Source organism: Cypionkella sp. TWP1-2-1b2 (assembly GCF_049896245.1).
Classification (GTDB): Bacteria; Pseudomonadota; Alphaproteobacteria; order Rhodobacterales; family Rhodobacteraceae; genus Cypionkella.
This window is the reverse complement of record NZ_JAFCTX010000018.1, coordinates 26278-51126: the sequence shown is the minus strand read 5'-3', so window position 1 is coordinate 51126 and position 24849 is coordinate 26278. Positions and strand designations below refer to the sequence as shown.

The window sequence follows — 24849 nt, the reverse complement described above, 5'->3', positions numbered from 1 at the left end:
CAACCGTTAAGCACTTGATTTAGATATACTCCCTGTTTTCCGTTAAGGGAAAATTTACACTTTTCAGCCGCCTGTTCGCCACAAATCAGAGGAGACTGCCGTGGACTGGAGCGCGATGGATTGGCTTAACCCGCCTGCCAAGGCCAGCCATGATGCGGCGGGGCTGCATGTGACAACGGGGGATCAAACCGATTTCTGGCACGGCACCTACTATGGCTTTCACCACGATAACGGCCATTTCCTGCACCAGCCTGCCAACGGCGATTTCAGTGTCGAAACGGCGTTTAGAGCCGCTTTTTCGCAGCAATATGACCAAGCCGGATTGATGATTCGCGCCGACGCTGTGCATTGGGTGAAATGCGGGATTGAGTATGTTGATGGCACCGCGTTTTTGGCGGTGGTGGTGACGCATGGCATGTCGGATTGGTCGCAAACACCTTTGCCAGAGTATGACGGCCAGTTGCGCCTGCGGCTGACGCGGGTGGGCGATGCGGTTTGGGTGCAATATCTGGCGGGGGAGGTTTGGAAGATGCTGCGACTGGCGTATTTCCCGCCCGATCTGGCTGTTGATGCCGGAGTGATGTGTTGCTCGCCTTCGCGCGCGGGGCTGGAGGTTTTGTTTGAACAAATGGCTCTGACACCGCCGATTTCAACGGAAGCTTATTGAATGACCAAACCGAAGCCACCCCGCAAACTGTCGCGTGAGGCGCGGCGCGGACAGTTGATCGAGGCCACCATCGCAGTGCTGGCGATCAAGGGCTATGCCCGCATCACCATGAGCGATGTGGCCAATCAGGCCGGGCTGTCGCATGGGCTGGTGAATTTTCATTTTCAATCGAAAGACCTGCTGCTGGCGGAAACGCTGACCTATCTGGCCGATGAATATGTGCAGAACTGGCAAAGCGCGCTGGCAGCGGCCCCGCCCGAGCCCAGCGCGCAGTTGGATGCGCTGATCCGCGCCGATTTTCTCCCCGAACTTTGCACCCCGCAACGCTTGGCGGCGTGGTGCGCGTTCTGGGGCGAGGCGCAAAGTCGGCCGCTGTATCAAGAGAAATGCGGCTCTAACAACGCGGAATACGTCACCAAATTAGAGAACTTATGCGCGGCACTGCTCGGGCCCACGGGCAATGCCGAGCGGGTGGCGCGGGCGATCCGGGTGGCCAGTGAGGGGCTTTGGATGGACCTTGTGACGCAAGCCGAGCCCTACACTGTCGATGAGGCGTTGCAGACTTTGCTGGCCGTTGCTGCGGCATTTTTCCCGCAGGCCTTCACACGGGCGTGAGAAATTTCGACCACAGGGGGTTGAAGTGCTGCAATCGCGCCCCATCTACGGGATGCGAGACGGGCCCCTCTGACGATGTTATATCGTGATGTCGGATCGCATCGAGTGCGCTCGATGTCATGCCCGTAGACCTTGGCTGACCTCTGGCGCGATATGCAAAACAGAGGACAGTATGGACATTCTTACTTCAATTTTTTTGGGCACCCCGATCTGGATGTGGCTGACTTTCATCACCATCGTGTTGGTGCTGCTGGCCGTCGATCTGGGGCTGGTCAATAACGGCGATCAAGAGATTGGCGTGTCGAAAAGCCTGCGCTTGTCGGCGGTGTATATCACTTTGGGCATGGCGTTTTCGGGCTTTGTCTATTGGCAGATGGGCTCGGAAGCCACGGCGCAGTATCTGACAGCGTTTGTGGTGGAAAAAACCCTTGCGATGGACAACGTGTTCGTAATCGCGTTGATTTTCAGCAGCTTTGCCATTCCGCGCATGTATCAGCACAGGGTGCTGTTCTGGGGCATTCTGGGCGTGATCGTGCTGCGCGGTATCATGATCGGGCTAGGGGCCACTTTGGTCGCGGAATATGCTTGGTTGCTCTATGTCTTTGCCGCCTTTCTGATCTTTACGGGCGTGCGGATGTTGTTTATCGACGAGAGCAAACACTCGGTCGATGGCCCGGTGCTGCGGTTTCTGAAGAAGCGGATGCGGGTGACGGAAGGACTTGAGGGCAACTCGTTTTTCGTCAAACGCGACGGGTTGCGCTATGTGACACCGCTGTTTCTGGCGCTGGTGCTGATTGAGATCGCCGATCTGGTGTTCGCGGTGGATTCGGTGCCTGCGGTGTTTGCGATCACCACGGACCCGTTCATCGTTTATACGTCGAACATCTTTGCGATTTTGGGTCTGCGGGCTTTGTATTTCGCTTTGTCTGCGATCTTGCACCGCTTTGCCTATCTGAAATACGCGCTGTCGCTGCTGTTGGTGTTCATCGGATCGAAAGTGTTTGTGGCCGACTGGATGGATCTGGAGAAGTTCCCGCCAAGCTGGTCGCTGGGCATAACCTTTGCGATCTTGGCCGCTGGCGTGGGGTTCAGCCTGTATAAGACGCGCGGGCAGGCAAAGGTCGAACAGCACTAAGGAATATGGACAGCGCGTTTATAGGCGCGCTGTCCGTAAAGCAAAGCATCATGGTTGTCGGTCAGCGCTACGGCGGTGACTTCGCCGACAAGGATATAGTGCGTTTCCCAAAGCAGTGCTGTCTTCAGGCTACATTCAAAGCTGGCGGAAGCCTCGGTCAAGATCGGCTGACCCGCCTGCCCCGCGTGCCATTTCACCGCATCGAAACGGTCGCCTTGTGGCTTTTGGCGGCCTGAGAACAGATCAGAGGTGCCGTGTTGCGACGCACTCAGCAGGTTGGCGCAGAAGGCGCGGTTGCGCAGGATGGCTGTTGCCGCTGGCGACAGGTGGTGGACGCAGACCAATAGCGACGGGCCTGCGCCATCGGCAGAAACCGAGGTCATCGACGAGACGGTGACGCCGAAGCGGCCCGCCTCGCCATCGGTGGTGAGGATGGACACGAAGGTCGCGGCGCGGCTCATGCCTTCGATGAAGTCGTGGCGCAGGTCGGTCATGGTCTACCCCAGATCAAAGAAGCGTTGCAGTTCGACATCGGGGACTTTCTTGCGGAATTGGTCGTATTGGCTTTGGCGGGTGGCAGAGAAAGCCTCGACAAAGCGCGGGCCGAGCCAGTCTTTCGCGAAGGCCGAGTTGCGCAGGCGGGTTATGGCCTCGGGCATCGAGCGGGCGAAATCGGGGCGATCACCGGTTAAGGCATGGCCGTTGCCGATGACCTCGGGTTCGGGTTCGATCTGTTCGATGATACCCGCGATGCCCGCGGCGATGGTGGCGGCGGCGGTCAGGTAGGGGTTGGTGTCGGCACCCGGCAGGCGGTTTTCAACGCGCAGGCTTCCGGCATCATGACCTACGACGCGGAAGCAGGTGGTGCGGTTCTCGTAACCCCAGGTCAGGCCGGGGGGTGCGAAGGTGCCGGGGGCAAAGCGGCGGTAGGAATTGACGGTGGGCTGGCAGATCAGGGTCATGTCGCTGATGTAGCGCTGCAAGCCGCCGATGAAATGGCGGAAGGTTTGGGAGATGCCGTTTTTCTCGCCGTCTTGGTAGAACAACGGCTTACCCGCGCGGTCTTTCAGCGAGATATGGACGTGGATCGACTGGCTGTCGGCGTCTTCTGTCCAGCGCGGCATGAAGGTGACGCAGCGGCCTTGACGCATGGCGAGCGCGCGGATGAAATTTTTCAAGAGCATCAGTTGATCGGCAGGCTCCAGACCTTCACCCGCACCGATGCAGGCCTCCATAAAGCCGCCGCCGATTTCTTCGTGCATTTTGGCAAGGTCGATGCGGAGCGGGCCGCACATGTCTGACACCGCCTCGTACCATTCCTGCTGCACGGTTTGATACAGGATCAGATCGTGACTGGGGTGCATCGTTGCGGTTTTCAGGTTGCGATAGCCTTTGTCGCGGGCGGATTCGGGGGACTCGTCGAACAGGGTGTATTCCAGTTCCATGCCGTATTTCGGGGTGAAACCCGCAGCGGTGGCACGGTCCAGCACCGATTTCAGGATCGAACGCGGGCAAAGGGCGGCGGTGTCGCCGGAGTATTGGGTGAGCAGCAGCAGGTCATGGCCGGGACGCGCCCAAGGGATGCGACGGGCGGAAGTGGGATCGACGATCAGCGGGTCGTCGTGGAAGTCCGAAGTGCCATCGGTGACGCCGGGCATTTCCAACATCTGGTCGGTGGGGTCCAGCGCCAGCTGCGCCGGGGCCATGCCCATACCGGATTTCAGGATGCCGTTCAGGCTGCGGGTAGAGACCATTTGGCCACGGAGCAGGCCGTTGGTATCGACGAGGGCGACGGTGGCGAAGCGGCTGTTTTCGTCATCAAGGAAGGCTTGCAGGCTCATAATGTCCCCGTGGTGATATGAAGTTGGGCCAGGTCGCGCGCCGGATCGGTGGAATAGGCTTTCAGGAAAACCTGCAGGCCGTTGTTGATATAGCGGGCCAGTTGCGCGCGATTTGGGATGCGGTCGGGCAGGTGCAGGGCTTGGTTGCGCGGGGCCGACAGGATCAGGCCCCAGAGGTCTTCGGCGGCGAGTTCAGCATCATCGAAGGTGAGTTTCCCGGCGTCGCGCTGCCGCGTCAGGTAGGTGATCATGCCCGCCAAAACGCGATCAGGGCCAGCGGCTTGATAGGCGCGACCGATCTCGGGGAAACGCTGGGCTTCGCCGATGATCAGGCGGGCGAGCGACAGGAATTCGGGGCGCATTACGGTGTCAGCATAGTGCCATGCGAAGTGGTGCAACTCTGCTACCATATCGGTGCCGGGGTGATCGAAGGCCAGCAGCATGGTGTTGCGCTCGGCCAGCATGATTTCGGTGAACAGCTGTTCTTTGGTGCCAAAGTATTGATAGAGCGTGGGTTTTGAGACGGCAGCTTTGGCGGCGATGGCATCCATCGAGGTGCCGGAATAGCCTTCGGCGGCGAAGACCGTCAAGGCGGCGTCAAGGATGCGGCGTTGTTTGGCGAGGCGGTTGAGTTCGCGTTGTGGGATGGCTGTCATGCGATGATCCGGGTCAGGAATTGCAGCAGCGGGCGGTTGTAGGCGCTTGGTTGCGCGACGTTGCAGACATGGCCCGCGTCGGCGATCACCTCAAACCTTACATCGGGGCGCGGGGCGGCATCGGTGATGCGGCCTGCGACGGTGCGGATTTCAGTTGGGGGCGCCAGGCGGTCGTGTTCGCCTGTCATCAACAGGACAGGCATGGTGAGTTTGGCGAAATCGAAGCGCTCTAGTGGGTTGGTGAAGCAGCGCAAAGCGTCACGGTAGGTGGCGGCGGGGATGGCGGACATGGATGCGAGGAGGTCGGCGCGGATGGCGTCGGAGGCGTTGGGGCCTGCGATGACATTGACCACGGCGGGGGCGAAATCTGCCGGGGTTTGGCCTGCGTCGAGGGGGACTTCGCTGCTGACGCGGAAGGCTTCGCGTTCTTCGGGGCCTGCTTCGGACATGCCAGTGCAACCGCCGGAGAGCACGAGGCCCGCGAGTTTGTCGGGGTGGCGCATGGCGAAAGATGTGGCGATCCAAGAGCCGTAGGACAGGCCGCAGAGGATGACTTTCTTGGCATTGAAGGCGGCCATGACGCGGAGAATGTCTTCGCAATAGTCGTCGATGGTGGATTGCCGGAAACCGAGGGTGCTGTCGCCGTAGCCGCGTAAGTCTAGAGCGGCGGCTTGGGTGAAGTTGCCTGCGGCTCGCAGTTGGGCGTTCCAGTTAGTGCGTGCGCCGCCGATGCCATGCAGGAACAGGATCAAGGGGCCGGGTTTGGCGGGCGTGTGGGTCAGGGCGAGTTGCGGGGTGCCTGCGAGGATGCGGGTTTCTAGGGGCGCGTTTGCCAGCGGGGGTTCGGCTTTGCAGCTCTGCGCTGTGGCGGTAGAAAGCGCGTCGATCCCGGCTTCAAAGATCGGTTTTGTGCCGTTGGCGATCTCAGAAGCGCGGGCCGGGGGGGCCACGATTTCCGCGCTCCAGTTGATCACAGAGCCTGCGGGTGAGGCGGAAATCGTCAAGCGGGCGGTGTAGCGATCTGCGCCGTGGATGCCTTCTAGGTGGATATAGGCGATGGTGCGGTCGCTGTCTGATCGGTAGATCAGTTGCTCACGATACACCGTGTCCTCGCCATGGGCGGTGAAGCGGCGGATTTCGGCACCTGTCGGGCTGCGCTCTGCCGTGATGGTGGCAAGGCCGGGGTGCCATGCGCCGCAGAAGTCGCGGGCGATGGCCCAGACGGCATCGGGGGCGGCGGTGGTGCGGCCCATGACATGGACGGTTTCGCGGGCCATGTTAGCGTAGGCCTTTCAGGCTGCCCGCGTCACCGCGCCAAAGCGAGGAACGCGCGCCGCCTTCGTCGCCGGGGGCTTTGTCGAGCTCATCTGTGTCATAAAGCGTGAGGACGGATAGATAATCCTCCATGATTTCAGAGGTATATGGCAACATCAACGCACCACAGCGGCTGTCGCGATACATCCGCTCTAGGGGCATGGATTTCAGCATTGACAGGCCGCCGCAGGTGCGGATCGCCAAAGCGGCGATTTCCTGCACACCTTCCATGACGTTATACTGGGCGGCATACATTCGCAGCACTTGCGCTTTCGACGGCATCCCCTGCGCCTCCATGAACGCCTGCCACCACAGGGCGCGCATCGACGCCAGACGCGCATACATCCGGCCCACGGCGATGCGTTTGGTGCCGAACATGCGGCGGTCAGCGGCGGGCTGGCCTTCGACCTCACCGCGCAGATAGGCGACGGTGAAATCATAGGCACCTTGGGCGAGACCCATGTAGGTGGGGGACAGCGTCGCCATCATATGCGGCCAATGCGGCAGGGTTTTGATGAACAACCCGCGCGGCATCATCAGATCATCTTCGTTGACGAACACATCTTTCAGCACCAGATCGCGGGAATTGGTGCCGCGCATTCCGAGCGGGTCCCATGTGCCTTGCACAGACAGCCCCTTGGCTTCTTTCGGGACGACGAAGATCATGGTGTCTTCGTGGCGGGGTTCCACACCGTCAAAATGTTCGGTGCAGACGATGGAGTAATAGTCGCAATAGCCTGCGAGGCTGGCGAATTTCTTGAAGCCGTTGATCAGCCAGCCGCCATCCACCTTGCGGCAGTTGGTTTGGGCGGGCTTGCTGGTCCAGTTCTGGCCAGCTTCGGAAATGGGTTGTGAATAGATGCCTTGCTCGGCCACCGCGCGGCGGAATTGGCGCGCGCGCAGAGGGGCGAAGGCGGCGCGGTCGGCGTCGGTGAGGTTTGGCAGTTCATACATGAAGCGCGACCACATCATGGATGAGTTGTGCATGTTGAAGGTCAGCGCGGTGGCGCCGCAGTATTTGCCGATCTCGGCGCCGCACATCGCGTATTCGCCTAAGGAGAAACCGTGGCCGCCGAATTCGGTGGGAACCGTGAGGGTCAGGAAACCTTCGGCGGCGAGGTCTTTGTAGTTTTCCACCGGGAACGTGGCATCGACGTCAATGCCTTTGGCGCGGGCGGCGAAGTTGGGGCCGAGTTCGTTGAGGCGGTTCAGCACCGCCTGGACTTCGGGGCGGATGCGGGAAAGGTCGTAGTAATCGGCAATCGTGCTCATGGTGTTCTCCGGGGCGCTAAGGCATGTCAGGTTTGGATGAATCGAACATCGCTGCCGCTCGCAGGGCTCGGACGCGTTTTTCGATGCCGTTTTTTGTCAAAACCTGACACCCTCTAAAGCGCCAGTTCGCCTTGAAGGACGCCCGCTTTGACGACGATGTGGCCGTCAAGGGCAATGGTGCAGTTGCGCATCGGCAGATCAAAATGGCCAAGGGTGTAGCGGCCTGCGTATTGGTTGGCTCCGGTGGACCACAGGAAAGACCCGGCAAGGGCGCGGAATTCGACCGCCTGCATGTCACGCTTGTCGTACATGGCGGCGCTGATCCAATGCGCGTTCGGGTTCATGCCCCAGCCGACATGGCTGAGGCCGTAGGCATTTGGATCGTCCCAAGCGGCCATGTATTCGCGGAAATGCAGGGCGTCTATGCCGTCGCCTTTAATGGCGGTGACGAAATCATTGTCGATAGTGCAGTCGATGCGGCTGGTGAGGTAGGTCTTGAACGTCAGGTTCATGTCGCCGACATCCATCACGATCCGGCCATTCACCGCATCTTTGCCGGGGAAAGCGAGGCAGAGGCCGCCCGGCCAATGTGCTACATCGCCGGGCTTGATGCCGAAGCCTGCGGTGCCGCCACAGGGCGCGCCGCGCAGGTTGATCGTCAGGTCGGTGCCAGCGTCAGAGGTGACGCGCATTTCCGAGGCTTCGCGCAGCATCTGGCTGCCAAGCGCGACCTTGGGGCCGTGTTCGGCGCGTGGTTCGGTGCGTTCCAGAATCTCGGGGTGTTCGTTGGTGATCACCAGCAGGCGGGTGCGGCCTGCGGACTCAATCTCGGGCCATTCGGGGGCATGGATCAGGCCCTCTACCGTGCAATCGACGATGACTTCGACCAGTTTTAGGGCTTCGATCACGGCGCGGTTTTGCTGGATCGCCCAGCTTGTGCCAGTGGATTTGACGGGCACGGGGGCGTTGAGCGGCGGGGTGGGCATGGTGATGATGCAGAATTCCGCACCAAGATCGTAGGCGGCGAGTTCGCAGAGGTGGATCAGCACCGGGCGGGATTGGGTTTCGGCGAGGATGGCGATGGGGGTGCCTTTGCCGATACCGTTCAGCGCCAACACGCGGCGGAAGGCGGCAAGCCATTTGCCCTCAATCCGTTCTTGCATCATCGCGGCTTCTCCTTTGACCCATGGTTCCCGAGTCTAAATATTTTACTGATCGGTTTAGTAATTATCAGACTCATCTTTATGTCAACAGATTTTCGAAAACCCTGCAAAACTGCGATTATTTTAGGTTTTGCGTGGACCACTCGGCCCATTTCGGGCGATCCAACTCGAATGTGTCACGGCTGCGGGCAACGAGGCTCAGGGCGGGTGTCGATATGCGCGCGCTCGGGGTTCAGGATGAAGCGGTCGTCGATATGCACGGCGAGCACGCGGCCAATGACGATGCTTTGATGCGGGCCAGTGACCACCGAGGACAGCATCCGACAGTCAAACGCCACCAGTCTGGCGGTGATGCGCGGCGGGCGGATATGCACCGAAGCCTCGGTTTCCAGGCCCGCGAGGTTAAGTTCACTCATCCTGGTTGGGGCATCAACCGAGGTGGTGTTCATCTGCTGCACGAGGGACTCAGACACCAGATTGACCGCAAATTCCCCGGTGGCGAGGATGTTCGTCGCCGTATCTTTGAAGCCGCGTTTCGGGTCGGCCATCAGGCCCAGCACAAGGGTCGGCGGGGCGGAGCCCATGACGTTGAAAAAGCTGTAGGGCGCGGCGTTGAGCGTGCCATCGGGGCTTTGCGTCACCACCCAAGCAATCGGGCGCGGCATCACGGTGGCGGAGAGCAGTTTGTGGGCGATGGGCTCGGCCACCCTGTCCCGATCCCAGCGCATCAGATCTCTTTCACGGCGCGTTTGGCGCGGGTATCGACGGTCAACTCGAACACATCGGGGCGGGCGTAATGGCCCGTCACGTCGAAATCATACTTGGCGCGCATTACTTCTGTCGGGTCGATTTCGGCGTAGAGGATGGTTTCACCGCTGAAATCAGGGCCAGCGAGGACTTTGCCCAAGGGGCCGATGATGGCAGAGCCGCCGCGCATCATCACTGTATCGGGGGCATCGCCCAAAGCACTTTCGTGGTCGGGGCCGTAAGCGGCGCGGGTGATGTATTGGCAGGCAGTGAACACAAAGATGCGTCCCTCTAGCGCGATATGCTGCATGGTGGGAAGCCACGTGTCGCGGTCATCGGCGGTGGGCCGAGGCGACCTTGCCGGGGTTCATCACTTGCAGGCCGGCATAGATCCAGCCCACCGCTGCGGCAACATCGGTGCGGCCGGGGATGTGAGATAGATCACCCGCCGTCCGGCTTTTTCCGGCGTCACCAGTTGCACCGAGCGCAACACTTTCGCGCGCAGATCACGGTAGCGCCAGACCACGGGAACCGATTGGCTTTTCGGCTGCACAGGGCTCGATCTTGTTAGCCACCGTCCACAAAGCGCCGGTGCTGAGCTTTTCGAGCTGGTCGTAATAGGCCAGCAGTTCCGGTGTGTCTTCGACATTGGCGCGACCGGCCACGTCCTTGCGGTGATTTTCGCTCTGATTGCGTATCGCTGCCCCCAGATGCCGACTCTGTTCGCGTAAAATGTCAGATTTATTTTCGCAAGAAATTCATATTTTCGAGAATGATGAAATTGCCGTCTGATCTGCCTTGCGCCATACTGAAGGCAGCAGAAAGAGGCCCCGGATGACTTTGGCAGAAACCGCCTATGACGCGTTGCGGCGAGACATTGTGCGTGGCGTGCTGGCTCCGGGCAAACCGTTGCGGATGGCGCAGTTATCCGAGCGCTATGGCATGGGGTTTTCACCGCTGCGCGAGGCGTTGAACCGCTTGCAGGCCGAGCGGTTGGTGACCTCGATTGCCCTGCGCGGGTTTTCGGTGGCACCGCTGTCGATGGCGGAAATGTGGGATACCATCAACACCCGCGTGCTGATCGAACAGCGCGCGCTGCGGCTTTCCATCGAACAGGGCGGCGATGACTGGGAGGCCGGGATTGTCGGCGCCCTGCATAGCCTGATGCTGCAATCGGCACGCATGGCTGAGGCAAACGCCGATGAGCAAAAGCTGCTGGAGGACCGCCATCGCGGCTTTCATCTGGCGCTGATCGCGGGCTGTGGATCAGGCTGGTTGTTGGAGTTTTTCCAGCGGCTGTATGTCGAGGCCGAGCGCTATCGCTATCCGATGCTGCAACAGCGCAGTGTCGAGCATCACCGCGATATTCAGGCCGAACATGACGCGCTGTCGCAGGCGGCACTGGCGCGGGATGCCAATTTGGCCTGCGATCTGTTGGCCGAACATTATCTGCGCACCGCGCGGTTCATCGAGGCGCAGATGGCGGCGCCGCCGCAGGTGCAAACCGCATAACAGTTGGCTTGGTCTACCCCGCCAGCGGGATCACATCGACAGCTTGTTTGCTTTTCTGCCCGCCCGAGATTCGCATCGTGCCTTTGATCGGCGAGACATCGGCGTAATCGCGGCCCCGCGCCACGACGATGTGATCTTCGCCTGCCAGCTTGTCGTTGGTGGGATCGAACTCGATCCAGCCCGCCTCTGGGCCACACCAAGCGCGCACCCAAGCGTGCATCGCATCGGCCCCCTCCAGTCGCGGTTTTCCGGGCGGGGGCAGAGTGCGCAGAAAGCCACTGACATAGCCTGCGGGGATACCCACGCCGCGCAGGCAGGCGATCATGATATGCGAGAAATCCTGACAGACACCGTGGCGCTTGGCAAAAGCCTCGGTTGCAGGCGTGTCAACGGTGGTGGCTTTCGGATCAAATTTCAGATGCCGATACAAAGCGCTGCCGATGGCGACAACGGCTTCGCCTACATGCGTGTCGGGGTGCAAAGCGCCATGGGCAAAGGCGGCCATCGCGCGGTCACGCGGGACACGGACCGAGGGCGACAGGAAATGCAGCGGTGAATTCGGACCAAGATCGCGCTCGGCGGCCAAAGCGGCGGGCATGGCGGCCAAAGCGATGGCATTGGCGGGCAGGCTGGGGGTGATCAGCCGCTCGATCCGGGCTTTCATGGTGAACGCCACCGAATCATGCGGGCCGCGAAAGCTGAACTCGGTGATGCGGTTGCCGAAGAAATCCACCCGGTCCAAGCGTTCTTCCGGGCGCGGCGTGATGTCGAGCAAGCTTGCCATCACGCGCTGACCGGGCATGTCGAGCGGCATCACGCAAACCACATGCCGCCCGCCCACTGCCGGATTGGCATATTGATAGGCGATTTGCAGCTTGATGTCGTAGATCATCGCCTGCCCCTCGTGCCTGTCAGGTTCACTTTGAATCGCAAATCGCTGGCTTTTGCATACGCTCGAATGGGTCTTTCGATAAGACTATTTTTATCGAAACGGGGCATGTTTTAATGCATGAACGCGGCGCTGAGCGCGGTGGACAGATCATAGATTTGACCACGGGCTTTCAGCAGCGCTTCGGTGTTCAGGGTTTCGACGGTGTGGACGATGACAGAGGTTTGCAGCAGTCGCACGTTGCGTTCAAACTCGGTCATCTGGCCATGTGGGCCTGTGCTGTGCAACTCATCGACGCATTTGGCGATCACATCGAGATGGAAGCGCACCGAGCGCGGGTTGGATTCGTCAAGGCCCAGCAGGTCAACGACGCTTTCGCGGCTGGTGAACACGGCGTAGCGCTGGCGGTGGACCATGATGCTGTCACCAACCTCAATCGCCATATCGAGGCCGCCGGGCAGAGAAACGGGGCCTGTCACCGCAGCCAACAGATCGGTCATCATCGCGGCACGCTCTAAGGACCGGCCAATCGACAGAAAATGCCAACCCGTCGCGCGATACATGTTTTCATGCACAAGGCCGGAAAAGCCCGCGATTTTGCGCAGCATCACGCTCATCACCTGCGCCGCATCACCGCCGGTTTCGGTGGTTTTGGCGATGCGGGTCATGGATTTCTCGATATCCTGCAAGGCGGACCAGCCATCGACGCTGAAGCGGTCGCGGATTTGGCTGGCGCTGTAGACCGCGGAGCTGAGGGTGCTCAGCACGCCTGCCGGGAAGGCTTCGGTTGCATCGACGCCGTAGGATTTCAGCCGGGCGCGGATGGTGGCAAGCAGGGCTGTGTTGCCCGCCTCATTCACCCTGCCGTTGTAGGCGCGGACGAGGCGCAGCAGACCCTCGGTGCGCTCGACATAGCGGCCGAGCCAGAACAGATTGTCAGCGGCGCGGCTGGGCAAGGGGCCGGGCTGGGCGCGGATGAAGGGGGTGGATTTGGGGGTGCGCAGGGTGACGGGTTCGACGGGCGTGTCGCTGACCACCCAGACATCGGCGACCGAGCCGCCGTTGCGCATAGAAATCGCGGTGGTGTCGGTGCCTGCGCCAATGCGGGCAAAGCCGCCGGGCATGACTTGCCAGCCTTGTTCGGTGCGGGCAAGGAAGACGCGCAGTGACATCGGCCGAGGCACCAAAGCGCCGTTTTCATAGAACGGCGTGGTCGAGAGGGTGACGAGTTCTTTGCCAACCAAGCCGCCTGCGTTGTCGGTCAGCCAGTCGTGCAGATCAGCGTCGTCCTCGCTGCCGCGCATCTGGCCGCCAACGGCATGCGGGGCGGTGGATTCAAAGGCAATGCGGGTGGCCATGGCCGGGCCGATCAGCATCCGGTCGGCATGGGCGCGGACATGGGCAAGCTCTTTGGCCTGACCGCACCACCATGTGGCCACATTAGAGATTTGCAGCGGCTGCCCGGTCAGCACTTTGCAGATTTTGGGCAGAAAGGCCATCAGCGCCTGAGTTTCCAGCACGCCGACTCCCAAAGCGTTCACCATAGTGACATGGCCTTGCCGCACCGCCGACATCAGGCCGGGGGTGCCGAGATGGCTGTCGCCGCGCAGTTCCAGCGGATCAGCCCAGATGCCATCCATCCGCCGCCACAGCACATCGACCGGGGCGAGGCCTTCGACGGTGCGGACATAAAGCTGGCCGTTTTCAACGGTAAGGTCTTCGCCTTCGAGCAAAGCCATGCCGAGATAGCGGGCGATATAGGCCTGCTCGTAATAGGTATCGGTCAAGGGGCCGGGGGTCAGGATGCCGACGCGAGAGGTCGGATCGCTGCGCAGGTTTTCAAGCGCATCGCGGAAGGCGCGGAAGAAGCCTGCGAGGCGATGGACGTTGGTATTGCGGTACAGGTCGGGGAACACGCGGCTGGCTGCCACGCGGTTTTCCAGCGCAAAGCCCGCACCAGAGGGCGCGTCGGTGCGGTCAGACAGTACCCACCAACTGCCATCTGGGCCTCGGCCAATCTCAAACGCCATGAAATGCAGGAAGTGGCCCGAGCGGGGTTTCACTCCCACCATGGGCCGCAGCCATTCGGGGTTCTCGGCGATCAGGCTGGCAGGCAGATGGCCCTCGGTCACCAGTCGGTTTTCGCCGTAAAGGTCGGCTGCCAGCATCTCCATCAGATCGGCGCGTTGGATCAGCCCTGCCTGAATGCCGCGCCAATCGGCTTCGGGCAGCAGGATCGGCACGGCTGAGAACGGCCAGTCGCGGCCCGCGCTGGATTTGTCGCCATATTTTCGGAAGAACACGCCGGTATCGGCGAGATGCTGTTCACCGCGCGCGAAGGCATCCTGCACCCCTGCTGCCGACAGCCCCGACATATGCGCGATCAGGCCAGCCCAAACCGGACGCATCGCGCCTTGCGCGTCCACCAGTTCATCCGGCACGCCGGGAAGGGGCTGATACCGGGCGAAAAGCTGGGTATCGACCGGCTTTGCTGTGGCCTTGCGTGCCATCAGTGCCGGGGTGCGCGGCGCAGATCGAGGGTCATCGGGAACTCGGGGTGCGGGGTTTCGGCTGTGGGTTCATATTGGCCGCCAGTATGCCCGTGTGGTTCAAACCGGGCAAGCCTGCGCGCTTCGGCCTCGTTGCTGTTCACCGGGAACGTATCATAATTGCGCCCGCCGGGGTGGGCGACGTGATAGGTGCAGCCGCCCAAAGCGCGACCTGTCCAAGTGTCGTAGACATCGAAGGTCAGCGGCGCGTTGACGGGGAGGACCGGGTGCAAGGCCAAAGGCGGCTGCCATGCTTTGAACCGGACCGCGGCGACCGAGACGCCCGCGCCTACCGTCTGCATCGGCATTTGGCGCTGGTTGCAGGTGACGGTATAGCGGCCCGGATCACCGCCTGTCAGTTTGGCTTGCAGACGCTCAACGGAACTGTCGGTGTAGCGCACGGTGCCGCCAATCGCCCCGGTTTCACCCATGACGTGCCACGGCTCCAGCGCTTGGCGGATTTCCAAGGTGACGCCTTCGAACGTCGCTTCACCACAGAACGGGAAGCGGAACTCGGCTTGGGCCTTGAACCAGTCGGGGTTGAAATCAAAGCCCTGCTGGCGCAGGTCGGCCAGCACATCAAGGAAATCGGCCCAGACGAAATGCGGCAGCATGAAGCGGTCGGCCAGATTGGTGCCCCAGCGGGTGAGATTGCCTTTGATCGGGCTGGCCCACATGCGGGCGATCAGGGCGCGGATCAGCAGTTGTTGCGCGAGGCTCATGCGCGGGTTTGGTGGCATCTCAAAGCCACGGAATTCGACGAGGCCGAGGCGGCCGGTGGGGCCATCGGGGGAGTAGAGTTTGTCGATGCAAATCTCGGCGCGGTGGGTGTTGCCTGTGACATCGACCAGCAGGTTGCGCAAAAGGCGGTCGATCAGCCACGGCGGGGGGGCTGCCCCCTGCCCCGGCGTCGGGATTTGGGCTAAGGCGATTTCCAACTCATACAGCGCATCCATCCGCGCTTCGTCGATGCGGGGAGCTTGCGAGGTGGGGCCGATGAACAGGCCCGAGAACATATAGGACAGCGACGGGTGGCGTTGCCAATGCAGGATCAGGCTGGCCAGCAGATCAGGGCGGCGCAGGAACGGGCTGTCGGACGGGGTGACGCCGCCGACAACGACATGGTTGCCGCCGCCTGTCCCGGTATGCTTGCCGTCGATCATGAATTTATCGGCACCAAGACGCAGCTGGCGGGCTTCTTCATAGACGATTTCGGTGGTGAGGACAGTTTCGGCCCAGTTGTGCGAGGGGTGAATGTTGACCTCAATCACGCCCGGATCGGGGGCGACGCGGATCACGTTCAGGCGCGGATCATTGGGCGGGCCGTAGCCTTCGATATGCACCGGAAGGCCGAGTTTCTTGGCGGCGGCTTCGGCGGCGGCGATCAGTTCGAGGTAGTCTTCGACCTTTTCCACCGGGGGCATGAACACACACAGCCGACCATCGCGGGGTTCCACCGAAATCGCGGTGCGGACCGAGCCTGCAAGGTCGGAAATCACCTGCTCGCGGCGGTCTTGGGTAGCCTCGGACGCGGTAAAACTGGCGACGGCTTGGGCGGGTTCTGGCGTGAAGTCGGGCAGCGGGCCACGGGTATCGAACGGGTCAGACGGGTGGATATGGGGATAGTCGGCGGGCTTGACATAAGGCAGCGAGCCCAGTGGCAGGCGGTAGCCGACGGGGCTGTCGCCCGGCACAAGAAACAGATGGCCACGCCGCAACGCCCATTTTTCCGACACCCAAGTTTGCGCCGCGCGGGATTGCCAGCGTTGCGCGGGGAGAACAAAGCCAGAGGGTTCGGTCAGGCCGCGCGAGAACACGCGGGCGATGCGGTTGCGTTCTTCGGGGTCTTTCAGCTGCGAGTTTTCGGGGGTGACGTTTTCCGGCAGATTGCCTTCCTTGACGATCCATTCGGCGGGGTCTTCAAAGGCGGGGGTGACGTTTTCGGTCGGCAGGCCAAGCGTTTCCGCGATGTTTTGCAGAAGGGTGCTGGCCTGTTCCGGCGTCGCCCCTTCCAAGACCTCATGCGCGATCAGATCGGGGTTCGCCCAAATCGGTTTGCCATCGCGGCGCCAGTACAGGCTGAACGTCCAGCGCGGCAGGGTTTCGCCGGGATACCATTTGCCTTGACCGTAATGCAGGAAACCGCCCGGCGCGAATTTGGCTTGCAGGCGGCGGATCAGGGCATCGGCGAACACGCGTTTTGTAGGGCCGACGGCATCGGTGTTCCACTCGCCCGCCTCAAAGTCGTCTGTTGAGACGAAAGTCGGCTCGCCGCCCATGGTCAGGCGCACATCGCCTGCGGCGAGGGCTGCATCAACCTTATGACCCAAGGCATTCAGATCATCCCAAGCGGCATCCGAGAACGGCATGGTGATGCGCGGATGTTCGGCGGTGCGGGTGACGGTCATGTCGAAGTCAAACGCGACCTCGGCGTAGCTGGCCATGCCGGAAATTGGGGCGGCGTTGGCGTAATGCGGCGTGGCCGACAGCGGGATATGGCTTTCGCCGGTCAGCAGGCCAGAGGTGGGGTCGAGGCCGATCCAGCCAGCGCCGGGAAGGTAGACCTCGCACCACGCGTGCAGGTCGGTGAAATCTTTGTCGGTGCCTTGGGGGCCGTCAACCGCCGTCAGATCGGGTTTCAGCTGGATCAGATAGCCCGAGACAAACCGCGCGGCAAAACCCAAGTGCCGCAGCGACTGCACCAGCAGCCATGAGGTATCGCGGCAAGATCCAAGCGCCAGTCCGAGGGTTTCTTCCGGCGTCTGCACCCCCGGCTCCATCCGAATGACATAGCCGATTTCCTGCGCAATCTGCGCGTTCAGCCGCACGATAAAGTCGATGGTGCGGAGGGGATCACGGGGCACGCGGTCGAGGAAGGCTTGCAGCAAGGGGCCGGGGGCGTCGCAGCTGCGGTAGATCACCAGATCTTCGGCGATCTCGGCGGGGTAGTTGAACGGCCAGGTTTCGGCGCTGGCCTCAACGAAGAAATCGAACGGGTTATAGACGGTCATATCGGCGGTCAGATCGACCTCGATTTTGAGTTCCGTCACCGGATCGGGGAAGACATAGCGGGCCAGCCAGTTGCCGTATAAATCCTGCTGATAGTTCACGAAATGGTTGGCGGGGGTGACTTTCAGCGCGTGCGACACCACCCGCGTGCGGCTGTGCGGAGCGGGGCGCAGGCGGATGATCTGCGGACCCAAAGTGACCGGGCGGTCGTATTTGTAATGGGTCAGATGGTAGATGCTGGCGAGGATGGACATGATATTTTCTTTCAGGGATGGATAGGTTTTTTCACAGCCAGCGGTGATCCTCTAACACTTTGTGCATCAGGGGGCGGTTTCGGCGCAAGTGATGAAGATTTCCGCGAAAGCCGCCTAAAAAACAAGCAGATCATCGGGCGGCCCCATGTTGGGCGCGCAGAGACTCGGCCGAGAACCGCACCAGTTCAGCCACTTGGCTTAGTTGCTTGGCCAGGGGCGAGGTTTTGCGCCAAACCATGCCAACCACACGCTGCGGTTTCGGATCACCGAAGCGCGCCACCGAAACCGAGGCCGAGCGGGTTTCCACCGCCATCGCCATCTCGGGAATCAGCGTCACGCCGATGCCTGCGCTGACCATTTGCACCAAGGTGGACAGCGAGCTGCCATCCAGAAGCTCGCGCGGTGGGGCGGCGGACATGTTACAAAACGACAGGGCTTGATCGCGGAAACAGTGGCCTTCCTCTAGTAACAACAGCCGCATTTCGCGCAGGCGTTCGCGGCTGGGCACCGGTTTTCCTTCATCCTCGGCAGGGCGGATCAGCACGAAATCTTCGGAAAACAGGGGTACTTCGGTGAGCGAAGGTTCCGAGATTGGCAGCGCCACGATGGCTGTGTCCAAGCGGCCCTCTGCCAGTTCAGTCAGCAGCTTGGGCGTGATGGTTTCGCGCAGTTGCAAATCGAGATCGGCGTTCAGCCGCATCAGATTGCCGATGATGGTGGGCAGCAGATAGGGCGCTACGGTGGGAATCACCCCGATCCGCAGCCGCCCCACCAGTTGCGTCTGCGCCGCCCGCGCAATGTCAGCCAATTCATCGACCGAGCGCAGAATGTCGCGCACCCTGACCGCAAACGCCTCGCCAAAGCTCGTCAGCCGCACCTGCCGCGCGCCACGTTCAAACAGATTGGTGCCCAGCGCGGCTTCCAATTCTTTGATTTGCATCGACAGCGCGGGTTGCGAGATGGCGCAGACCTCTGCCGCGCGCCCGAAATGGCCGTGGCGCGCCAAAGCCTCAAAATAGCGGAACTGTTTCAGGGTAAAATTTATCATAAGGACAGCTTATCGGAACAATCAGTATATTCAACTTAAACTAATGCCACGCAGTTGTTATAGAGGTGCAAGCAAATAGCAAAAGGCCGCTCTAGGGGCGGTTTTCAGCAGAATCGGGGAAAGCTATGGACGGAAACGACAGTGCAAGCGGCGGCAAATGCCCGGTGATGCATGGCGGTGGTCAGCACACCACGCACAAAGCACGCTCCAACCGCGATTGGTGGCCGAACCAGCTTAACCTGCGGATTTTGCACCAGAATGCACCCAGCGCCAGCCCGATGCTGACAGAGTTTGATTATCCCGCAGCGTTCAAGGCGCTGGATTTGGCAGCGGTGAAGCAAGACCTTGTCGCATTGATGACCGATAGCCAGCCGTGGTGGCCTGCCGATTGGGGCCATTACGGCCCGTTCTTCATCCGCATGGCGTGGCACAGTGCAGGCACCTACCGCACCGGCGATGGCCGTGGCGGTGCGGGGTCTGGCACGCAGCGGTTCGCGCCACTGAATTCGTGGCCGGATAACGTCAGCTTGGACAAGGCGCGTCGCCTGTTGTGGCCGATCAAGCAGAAATACGGCAACTCGATTTCCTGGGCCGATCTGATCGTTTTGACCGGCAATGTGGCGCTGGAGTCGATGGGCTTCAAGACCTTCGGTTTCGGTGGTGGACGGGTGGATGTGTGGGAGCCGCCAGAGGATATCTATTGGGGTTCGGAGGACACCTGGTTGATCGCGTCTAACGATCCTGCCAACAAAAACAGCCGCTATTCGGGCGAGCGTGATCTGGAAAACCCGCTTGCCGCCGTGCAGATGGGCCTGATCTACGTCAACCCCGAAGGCCCGGATGGCGTGGCTGATCCGGTGGCGTCTGGCCGCGATATTCGTGAGACGTTTGCGCGGATGGCGATGGATGATGAAGAAACCGTGGCCTTGGTTGCGGGCGGCCATACGTTCGGCAAAGCCCATGGCGCGGGCGATGCGGCTTTGGTTGGCGTTGATCCTGAAGGTGCTTCGATGGCGCAGCAGGGTTTGGGCTGGCAGAATGGGTTTGAGTCCGGCGTGGGGGTTCACACCACCAGCAGCGGCATTGAGGGCGCTTGGAAGCCGAACCCGACCACTTGGGACAACGGCTATTTCAACATGCTGTTCAAGTATGAATGGGAGCTGACCAAAAGCCCCGCAGGCGCGCAGATTTTCCTCGCTCGCGATGTCGAGCCGCAGGACATGATCCCCGACGCACATGATCCGGCGATCACCCATCGCCCGATGATGACGACGGCTGACCTTGCGATGCGGTTTGACCCGATCTATGGGCCGATCTCGCGCCGCTTCCACGACGATCAGGCAGCGTTTGCCGATGCGTTTGCACGGGCTTGGTTCAAGCTGACCCACCGCGATATGGGACCGAAAGTGCTGTATTTGGGGCCGGAAGTGCCTGCGGAAGAACTGATCTGGCAAGATCCGGTGCCGGATGCCACTGGCACGCCGATTGATGCGGCAGATGTGGCCGCGTTGAAGGCGCAGATTTTGGGATCGGCGCTGACGGTTTCGGAACTGGTTTCGGTTGCTTGGGGCTCGGCCTCGACCTTCCGGGGTTCTGATAAACGTGGCGGTGCGAATGGTGCGCGTGTTCGTCTGGCTCCGCAGAAGGATTGGGCAGTGAACCAGCCGGAACAGCTGGCGAAAGTGCTGGCGGTTCTGGAAGGCGTGCAGGCTTCTTTCAACGCGACTTCGGGCAAAACCGTGTCGCTGGCCGATCTGATCGTTCTCGGCGGCTCGGCTGCTGTTGAAAACGCAGCGGCGGCGGCTGGGTATCCGGTTGCGGTGCCGTTTGCGCCGGGACGGACGGATGCTTCGCAGGAACAGACGGACGTGGAAAGCTTTGCGGTGCTGGAGCCGGTGGCGGACGGGTTCCGCAACTATATGAAGGTACAGTATTCGATTTCGGCAGAGGAATTGCTGCTGGATCGGGCGCAACTGCTGACCCTGACCGGGCCGGAGATGACGGTTCTGGTTGGTGGCCTGCGGGTTCTCGATGCCAATGCGGGGCATTCCCAGCATGGTGTGTTCACGGCCCGTCCGGGCGTTTTGAGCAACGATTTCTTCGTTAACCTGCTGGATATGGACACAGTCTGGAAGGCCACATCCCCGGCAGAGACAGAGTTTGAGGGCCGGGATCGTGCCACGGGGGCGTTGAAGTGGACGGCGACGCGGAATGATCTGGTGTTCGGATCGAACTCGCAACTGCGGGCCTTGGCCGAGGTTTACGGGCAGAGTGACGGGCAGGCGGCGTTTGTGCGCGACTTTGTGAAAGCTTGGGTCAAGGTGATGAACGCGGATCGGTTTGATCTGGCGTAACGCTGGTTTGAGAGTTGAAAACGCGCGTGGGTTTTCTCCCGCGCGCGTTTTTATTATAGCTTGTCCACGCGTGGACAGGCTTGCGGTTTACATGATTTCAACGGGTTAAAGCAGTCTCGTTAACCTTGTGTAAAGGTCTGCCGCACGGCAGTGACGCCGATCAATCGCCCTATACCCTGCTGAAAATCACATCTTCAGTGCGTCAGCAACTTTGCCATCGGGATGGGCCTTGCAGGCATCCGCCGCTGCGGTGGCCATGTCTTCATCGCTGAGAGCACTGTATTTCGTGTTCATCGCGGCATCATCCTTCATCGATTCTTTCATCGCGATGCCAACAGCGGTCATGTTCTGCATGTCCATCAGCGCGAAATCGTTGCAGGTGACGGTCGAAGGGTCAACTTTGATATCGGCCTCGGTTTGAGCGAAAGCCGGGGCGGCCAGCAGAGCAACGGCGGCAAAAGCATAGGAAAGTTTCATGGTGTGGTCCTCCTCTAACGCCCGGCATCTTTGCGGGCATTGCAGAGGTAAGCCCGACGCGCAGGCAATCTAGTCTAACACGCCGGATTCACAGCCGGGCGCAACGAGTCAAGCGAAGTTGCGCTGGCGAAAATAAGCTTTTGCGCAGAAACACGCTTGAAGAATTCGTCGGGTGTGTCGCAACACTTTTTTGGCGTCAATTAGCGCAACTGAATAGCGCCGCACGCGTTGACTCGCCCCTCTGAAAAGTGATTTATCGTTTTCTGCTATGGAAAGTGCTTTGCACAAAAATTTATGATTGCCACTCCGGCTTGATCGCCAGCTAAGCCCCCTTGCCCACCACCGCCACGCCCAAGGTTTCCAGCACTTTCGCCTCGATCTGCGCCGGATCCATCCCGGCGCTGCGGTACATCGCTTCGGGGCTGGCGTGGTCGATGAAGGTGTCTGGCAGGACCATGCTGCGGAATTTCAGGCCGTGGTCGAAGATGCCCTCATCGGCCAGCAGTTGTGCTACATGGCTGCCGAAGCCGCCGATAGCACCTTCTTCGATGGTTATTAGCGCCTCGTGGGTGCGGGCGAGGTTCAGGATCAGGTCGCGGTCTAGCGGTTTGGCGAAGCGGGCGTCGGCTATGGTGGGGGTTAAGCCTTTGGCGGTGAGGCTTTCGGCGGCTTTTTGGACTTCGCTTAGGCGGGTGCCGAAGGACAGCAGGGCGACGCGCGCGCCTTGTTGGATTAGGCGGCCTTTGCCGATTTCTAGGGGGATGCCGCGCGCTGGCATCTCAACCCCGGTGCCTTCGCCGCGCGGATAGCGGAAGGCGATGGGGCCGGAATTATGAGCGGCGGCGGTGGCGACCATGTGGACGAGTTCGGCCTCATCGGCTGCGGCCATGACGACGAAACCGGGGAGGTTGGACAGGAAAGCTATGTCAAAGCTGCCTGCATGGGTCGCGCCGTCTGCGCCGACCAATCCGGCGCGGTCGATGGCGAAACGGACGGGGAGGCGTTGGATGGCGACATCGTGGACGACCTGATCGTAACCGCGTTGCAGGAAGGTGGAGTAGATCGTGCAAAACGGCTTCATGCCGCCTGCGGCGAGGCCCGCCGAGAAGGTTACAGCGTGTTGCTCAGCGATGCCGACGTCGAATGTGCGTTTGGGGAAGCGGGCGGCGAACAGATCCAGCCCGGTGCCGTCTGGCATCGCGGCGGTGATGGCGACGATTTTGTCATCGGTTTCGGCTTCGCGGAGCAGGGCTTGGGCGAAGACCTTAGTGTAGCTGGGGGCGTTGGAGGCGGCTTTTTGCTGCACGCCGGTGAGGACATCGAATTTGGCGGTGGCGTGGCCTTTGTCGCGGGCGGCTTCGGCGGGGGCGTAGCCTTTGCCCTTTTTGGTCAGCACATGGATCAGCATCGGGCCGGTGGCGCGGGCTGCCGCCGTGCGCAGGACGGGCAGCAGTTGGTCGAGGTCGTGGCCGTCGATGGGGCCGATGTAGGAGAAGCCGAGTTCCTCGAACAAGGTGCCGCCGACGGCCATGCCTTTCAGCATTTCCTTGGCACGGCGCGCGCCTTCTTGCAGGGGTTCGGGCAGCAGCGACACCATGCCTTTGGCAGCGGATTTCAGGTCTTGGAACGGCTCGCCTGCATACATGCGGCTGAGGTAGGCGGAGAGCGCGCCGACCGGGGGGGCGATAGACATTTCATTGTCGTTCAGGATGACAAACAGACGTTTTTTCAGATGGCCCGCGTTGTTCATCGCCTCAAACGCCAAGCCTGCGGACATCGAACCATCGCCGATCACCGCGATGGCGTCACCAGGATCGCCGCCTAATTCAGCAGCCATTGCAAAGCCCAAGGCGGCAGAGATCGAGGTGGAGGAATGGGCCGCGCCGAACGGATCATAGGGGGATTCGCTGCGTTTGGTGAAACCGGAGAGGCCACCTTCGGAGCGTAAGGTGCGGATGCGGTCGCGGCGTCCGGTGAGGATTTTATGCGGATAGCATTGGTGGCCGACATCCCAGATGATCTTGTCGCGCGGCGCGTGGAAGGTGGCGTGCAGGGCGACGGTGAGTTCCACGACGCCGAGGCCCGCGCCAAGGTGGCCGCCGGTGACGGAAACCGCAGAAATGGTTTCGGCGCGGAGTTCATCGGCGAGTTGTTTTAACTCGCGATCTGACAGCGCCTTCATATCCGAGGGCAGATGCACGCGGTCTAGCAGCGGAGTTTTGGGGCGGTCGGTCATATGTTCAGCTTTCCCGCGCGATGGTGAAACGGGCGCAGTCGATCAGGTTTTGCGCGGATGCGCCGTAGGGGGCGAGGTGGTCGCAGGCCTCTGATACCAAAGATTTGGCGCGGGCGCGTGCGGCATCAAGCCCCAGCAATGACACGAAGGTGGCTTTGCCTGCGGCGGCGTCTTTTTGCAGGCGCTTTCCGGCTTTTGTCGCGTCTCCGGTGACATCGAGAATATCGTCGGCGATCTGGAAGGCGAGTCCGAGAGCGGTGGCATAGGCGCGCAACGGCCTTGGGTTTTGCTGCGCAAGGATGGCACCGGATTCGGCGGCGAAGCGGATCAGCGCGCCGGTTTTGCCAGCTTGAAGGGCGGTGATTTCTTCTAGCGTCAGCGGGCTGGCGGCGGATTCGGCGGCGATGTCCAAGGCTTGGCCCAGCACCATGCCTTGCGCGCCAGAGGCTTTTGCGAGGCCCGCGATCAGTTTCAGCCGCATCTCGGCAGGGCCAAGCGCGGGGTCGGTCAGCAATTCAAAGGCGAGGGTTTGCAGGGCGTCTCCGGCGAGGATGGCGGTGGCTTCGTCCCATTTTATGTGAACGGTGGGCAGGCCCCGGCGCAGGGCATCGTTGTCCATTGCGGGTAGGTCGTCGTGAACCAGGCTGTAGGCGTGAAGCGACTCGACGGCGGCTGCGGCAGAGATGGAGACGATGGGAGAGATGCCCAGCATCCGGGCGGATTCCAAGGTGAGGAACCCGCGCAGGCGTTTGCCTCCGGCGCTGGCATAGGCCATGGCGTAGATTACGGGTTGGTCGGGCAGTTCGGCAAAAGCGGCCTTCAGGCGGGCTTGGATCAGGCCAGCATCGGCGGCGAGAAGGGTGGGGAAGCTCACATCCCCTCCACCGGGGTTACACCAACGGCGCGGCCTTCGGCGGCGCGGATCAATTCGACCTTTTCCTCGGCGGATTTCAACTTGGCGGCGCAGTGAGCTTTCAGCTTTGCGCCTGTTTCGTAAAGCGCGATGCTTTGTTCCAAGGCGACTTCGCCGCGTTCCAACTGGGTGACGACTGATTCGAGGGCCGCCATGGCTTCCTCAAAGGACATATCCGCTACGGCCTTAGATTTCATA

The 24849-nt window shown here is 61.1% G+C and carries 20 protein-coding genes and 1 pseudogene; 5 read left to right on the top strand and 16 right to left on the bottom strand.

Annotated elements, in window-relative coordinates:
• Positions 1-100 precede the first annotated feature (100 nt).
• From ACP7AP_RS13265 to ACP7AP_RS13255, 3 genes are all read left to right on the top strand, one after another.
• Complete coding sequence (locus ACP7AP_RS13265) at positions 101-667, top strand: DUF1349 domain-containing protein (protein WP_426034685.1); 567 nt, start codon at positions 101-103, stop codon at positions 665-667.
• A complete protein-coding gene (locus tag ACP7AP_RS13260) occupies positions 668-1282 on the top strand; it encodes a TetR family transcriptional regulator C-terminal domain-containing protein (protein ID WP_426034684.1) in 615 nt (204 codons plus the stop codon). It begins immediately after the preceding gene.
• A gap of 172 nt (positions 1283-1454) precedes the next feature.
• Positions 1455-2417: a TerC family protein gene (locus tag ACP7AP_RS13255; RefSeq protein WP_426034683.1), complete on the top strand. Its 963-nt coding sequence runs from the start codon at positions 1455-1457 to the stop codon at positions 2415-2417.
• Here ACP7AP_RS13255 and ACP7AP_RS13250 read toward each other — a convergent pair.
• From ACP7AP_RS13250 to ACP7AP_RS13215, 8 genes and pseudogenes are all read right to left on the bottom strand, one after another.
• Positions 2414-2911 (bottom strand): flavin reductase family protein, encoded by a 498-nt coding sequence (locus ACP7AP_RS13250; RefSeq protein ID WP_426034682.1) that lies wholly within the window; start codon positions 2909-2911, stop codon positions 2414-2416. The genes ACP7AP_RS13255 and ACP7AP_RS13250 overlap by 4 nt on opposite strands.
• A gap of 3 nt (positions 2912-2914) precedes the next feature.
• Positions 2915-4258, bottom strand: coding sequence for a glutamine synthetase family protein (locus ACP7AP_RS13245; RefSeq protein ID WP_426034681.1), 1344 nt, complete (start codon positions 4256-4258; stop codon positions 2915-2917).
• Positions 4255-4914: a TetR/AcrR family transcriptional regulator gene (locus ACP7AP_RS13240; RefSeq protein ID WP_426034680.1), complete on the bottom strand. Its 660-nt coding sequence runs from the start codon at positions 4912-4914 to the stop codon at positions 4255-4257. The genes ACP7AP_RS13245 and ACP7AP_RS13240 overlap by 4 nt, the downstream gene beginning before the upstream one ends.
• Positions 4911-6191 (bottom strand): alpha/beta fold hydrolase, encoded by a 1281-nt coding sequence (locus tag ACP7AP_RS13235; RefSeq protein WP_426034679.1) that lies wholly within the window; start codon positions 6189-6191, stop codon positions 4911-4913. Before ACP7AP_RS13235 ends, ACP7AP_RS13240 begins: the two co-directional genes overlap by 4 nt.
• Before the next feature lies 1 nt (position 6192).
• Positions 6193-7500: an acyl-CoA dehydrogenase family protein gene (locus ACP7AP_RS13230; protein ID WP_426034678.1), complete on the bottom strand. Its 1308-nt coding sequence runs from the start codon at positions 7498-7500 to the stop codon at positions 6193-6195.
• 113 nt (positions 7501-7613) lie between these two features.
• Entirely contained in the window at positions 7614-8666 is a 1053-nt protein-coding gene (locus ACP7AP_RS13225) for a peptidase M29 (RefSeq protein ID WP_426034677.1), read from the bottom strand.
• Positions 8667-8839: 173 nt separating this feature from the next.
• Entirely contained in the window at positions 8840-9391 is a 552-nt protein-coding gene (locus tag ACP7AP_RS13220; protein ID WP_426034676.1) for a flavin reductase family protein, read from the bottom strand.
• Positions 9391-9750: pseudogene (locus ACP7AP_RS13215) on the bottom strand (nitrilase-related carbon-nitrogen hydrolase); the annotation flags it as partial. The pseudogene ACP7AP_RS13215 and the gene ACP7AP_RS13220, both read right to left, overlap by 1 nt.
• 494 nt (positions 9751-10244) lie before the next feature.
• Here ACP7AP_RS13215 and ACP7AP_RS13210 point away from each other — a divergent pair.
• Complete coding sequence (locus ACP7AP_RS13210) at positions 10245-10922, top strand: GntR family transcriptional regulator (RefSeq protein ID WP_426034675.1); 678 nt, start codon at positions 10245-10247, stop codon at positions 10920-10922.
• A gap of 13 nt (positions 10923-10935) precedes the next feature.
• On the opposite strand, the gene ACP7AP_RS13205 is transcribed toward ACP7AP_RS13210, so the two are convergent.
• The 4 genes from ACP7AP_RS13205 to ACP7AP_RS13190 form a co-directional block, all read right to left on the bottom strand.
• Positions 10936-11814, bottom strand: a complete 879-nt coding sequence (locus ACP7AP_RS13205; protein ID WP_426034674.1) for a transglutaminase family protein — start codon at positions 11812-11814, stop codon at positions 10936-10938.
• A 110-nt stretch (positions 11815-11924) separates the two neighbouring features.
• Positions 11925-14321, bottom strand: coding sequence for a circularly permuted type 2 ATP-grasp protein (locus ACP7AP_RS13200; protein ID WP_426034673.1), 2397 nt, complete (start codon positions 14319-14321; stop codon positions 11925-11927).
• Positions 14321-17623 carry a DUF2126 domain-containing protein gene (locus ACP7AP_RS13195; RefSeq protein ID WP_426034672.1) on the bottom strand — a complete coding sequence of 1101 codons (3303 nt, stop codon included), beginning with the start codon at positions 17621-17623 and terminating at the stop codon, positions 14321-14323. The genes ACP7AP_RS13200 and ACP7AP_RS13195 overlap by 1 nt, the downstream gene beginning before the upstream one ends.
• Before the next feature lie 130 nt (positions 17624-17753).
• Positions 17754-18671, bottom strand: a complete 918-nt coding sequence (locus ACP7AP_RS13190; protein ID WP_426034671.1) for a LysR substrate-binding domain-containing protein — start codon at positions 18669-18671, stop codon at positions 17754-17756.
• A 125-nt stretch (positions 18672-18796) separates the two neighbouring features.
• Between ACP7AP_RS13190 and katG the strand changes: the two genes are divergently transcribed.
• Positions 18797-21025 carry a catalase/peroxidase HPI gene (gene katG / locus ACP7AP_RS13185; protein WP_426034670.1) on the top strand — a complete coding sequence of 743 codons (2229 nt, stop codon included), beginning with the start codon at positions 18797-18799 and terminating at the stop codon, positions 21023-21025.
• A 186-nt stretch (positions 21026-21211) separates the two neighbouring features.
• Here the strand turns inward: katG and ACP7AP_RS13180 are convergent, their stop codons facing one another.
• The 4 genes from ACP7AP_RS13180 to ACP7AP_RS13165 form a co-directional block, all read right to left on the bottom strand.
• Positions 21212-21502 carry an HdeA/HdeB family chaperone gene (locus tag ACP7AP_RS13180; RefSeq protein WP_426034669.1) on the bottom strand — a complete coding sequence of 97 codons (291 nt, stop codon included), beginning with the start codon at positions 21500-21502 and terminating at the stop codon, positions 21212-21214.
• Positions 21503-21824: 322 nt separating this feature from the next.
• The gene (gene dxs / locus ACP7AP_RS13175) at positions 21825-23738 is read right to left on the bottom strand and encodes a 1-deoxy-D-xylulose-5-phosphate synthase (protein ID WP_426034668.1); all 1914 of its coding nucleotides are present in this window, start codon (positions 23736-23738) and stop codon (positions 21825-21827) included.
• A 4-nt stretch (positions 23739-23742) separates the two neighbouring features.
• The gene (locus ACP7AP_RS13170) at positions 23743-24612 is read right to left on the bottom strand and encodes a polyprenyl synthetase family protein (protein ID WP_426034667.1); all 870 of its coding nucleotides are present in this window, start codon (positions 24610-24612) and stop codon (positions 23743-23745) included.
• Complete coding sequence (locus ACP7AP_RS13165) at positions 24609-24848, bottom strand: exodeoxyribonuclease VII small subunit (RefSeq protein ID WP_426034716.1); 240 nt, start codon at positions 24846-24848, stop codon at positions 24609-24611. Before ACP7AP_RS13165 ends, ACP7AP_RS13170 begins: the two co-directional genes overlap by 4 nt.
• Between the last annotated feature and the right edge of the window lies 1 nt (position 24849).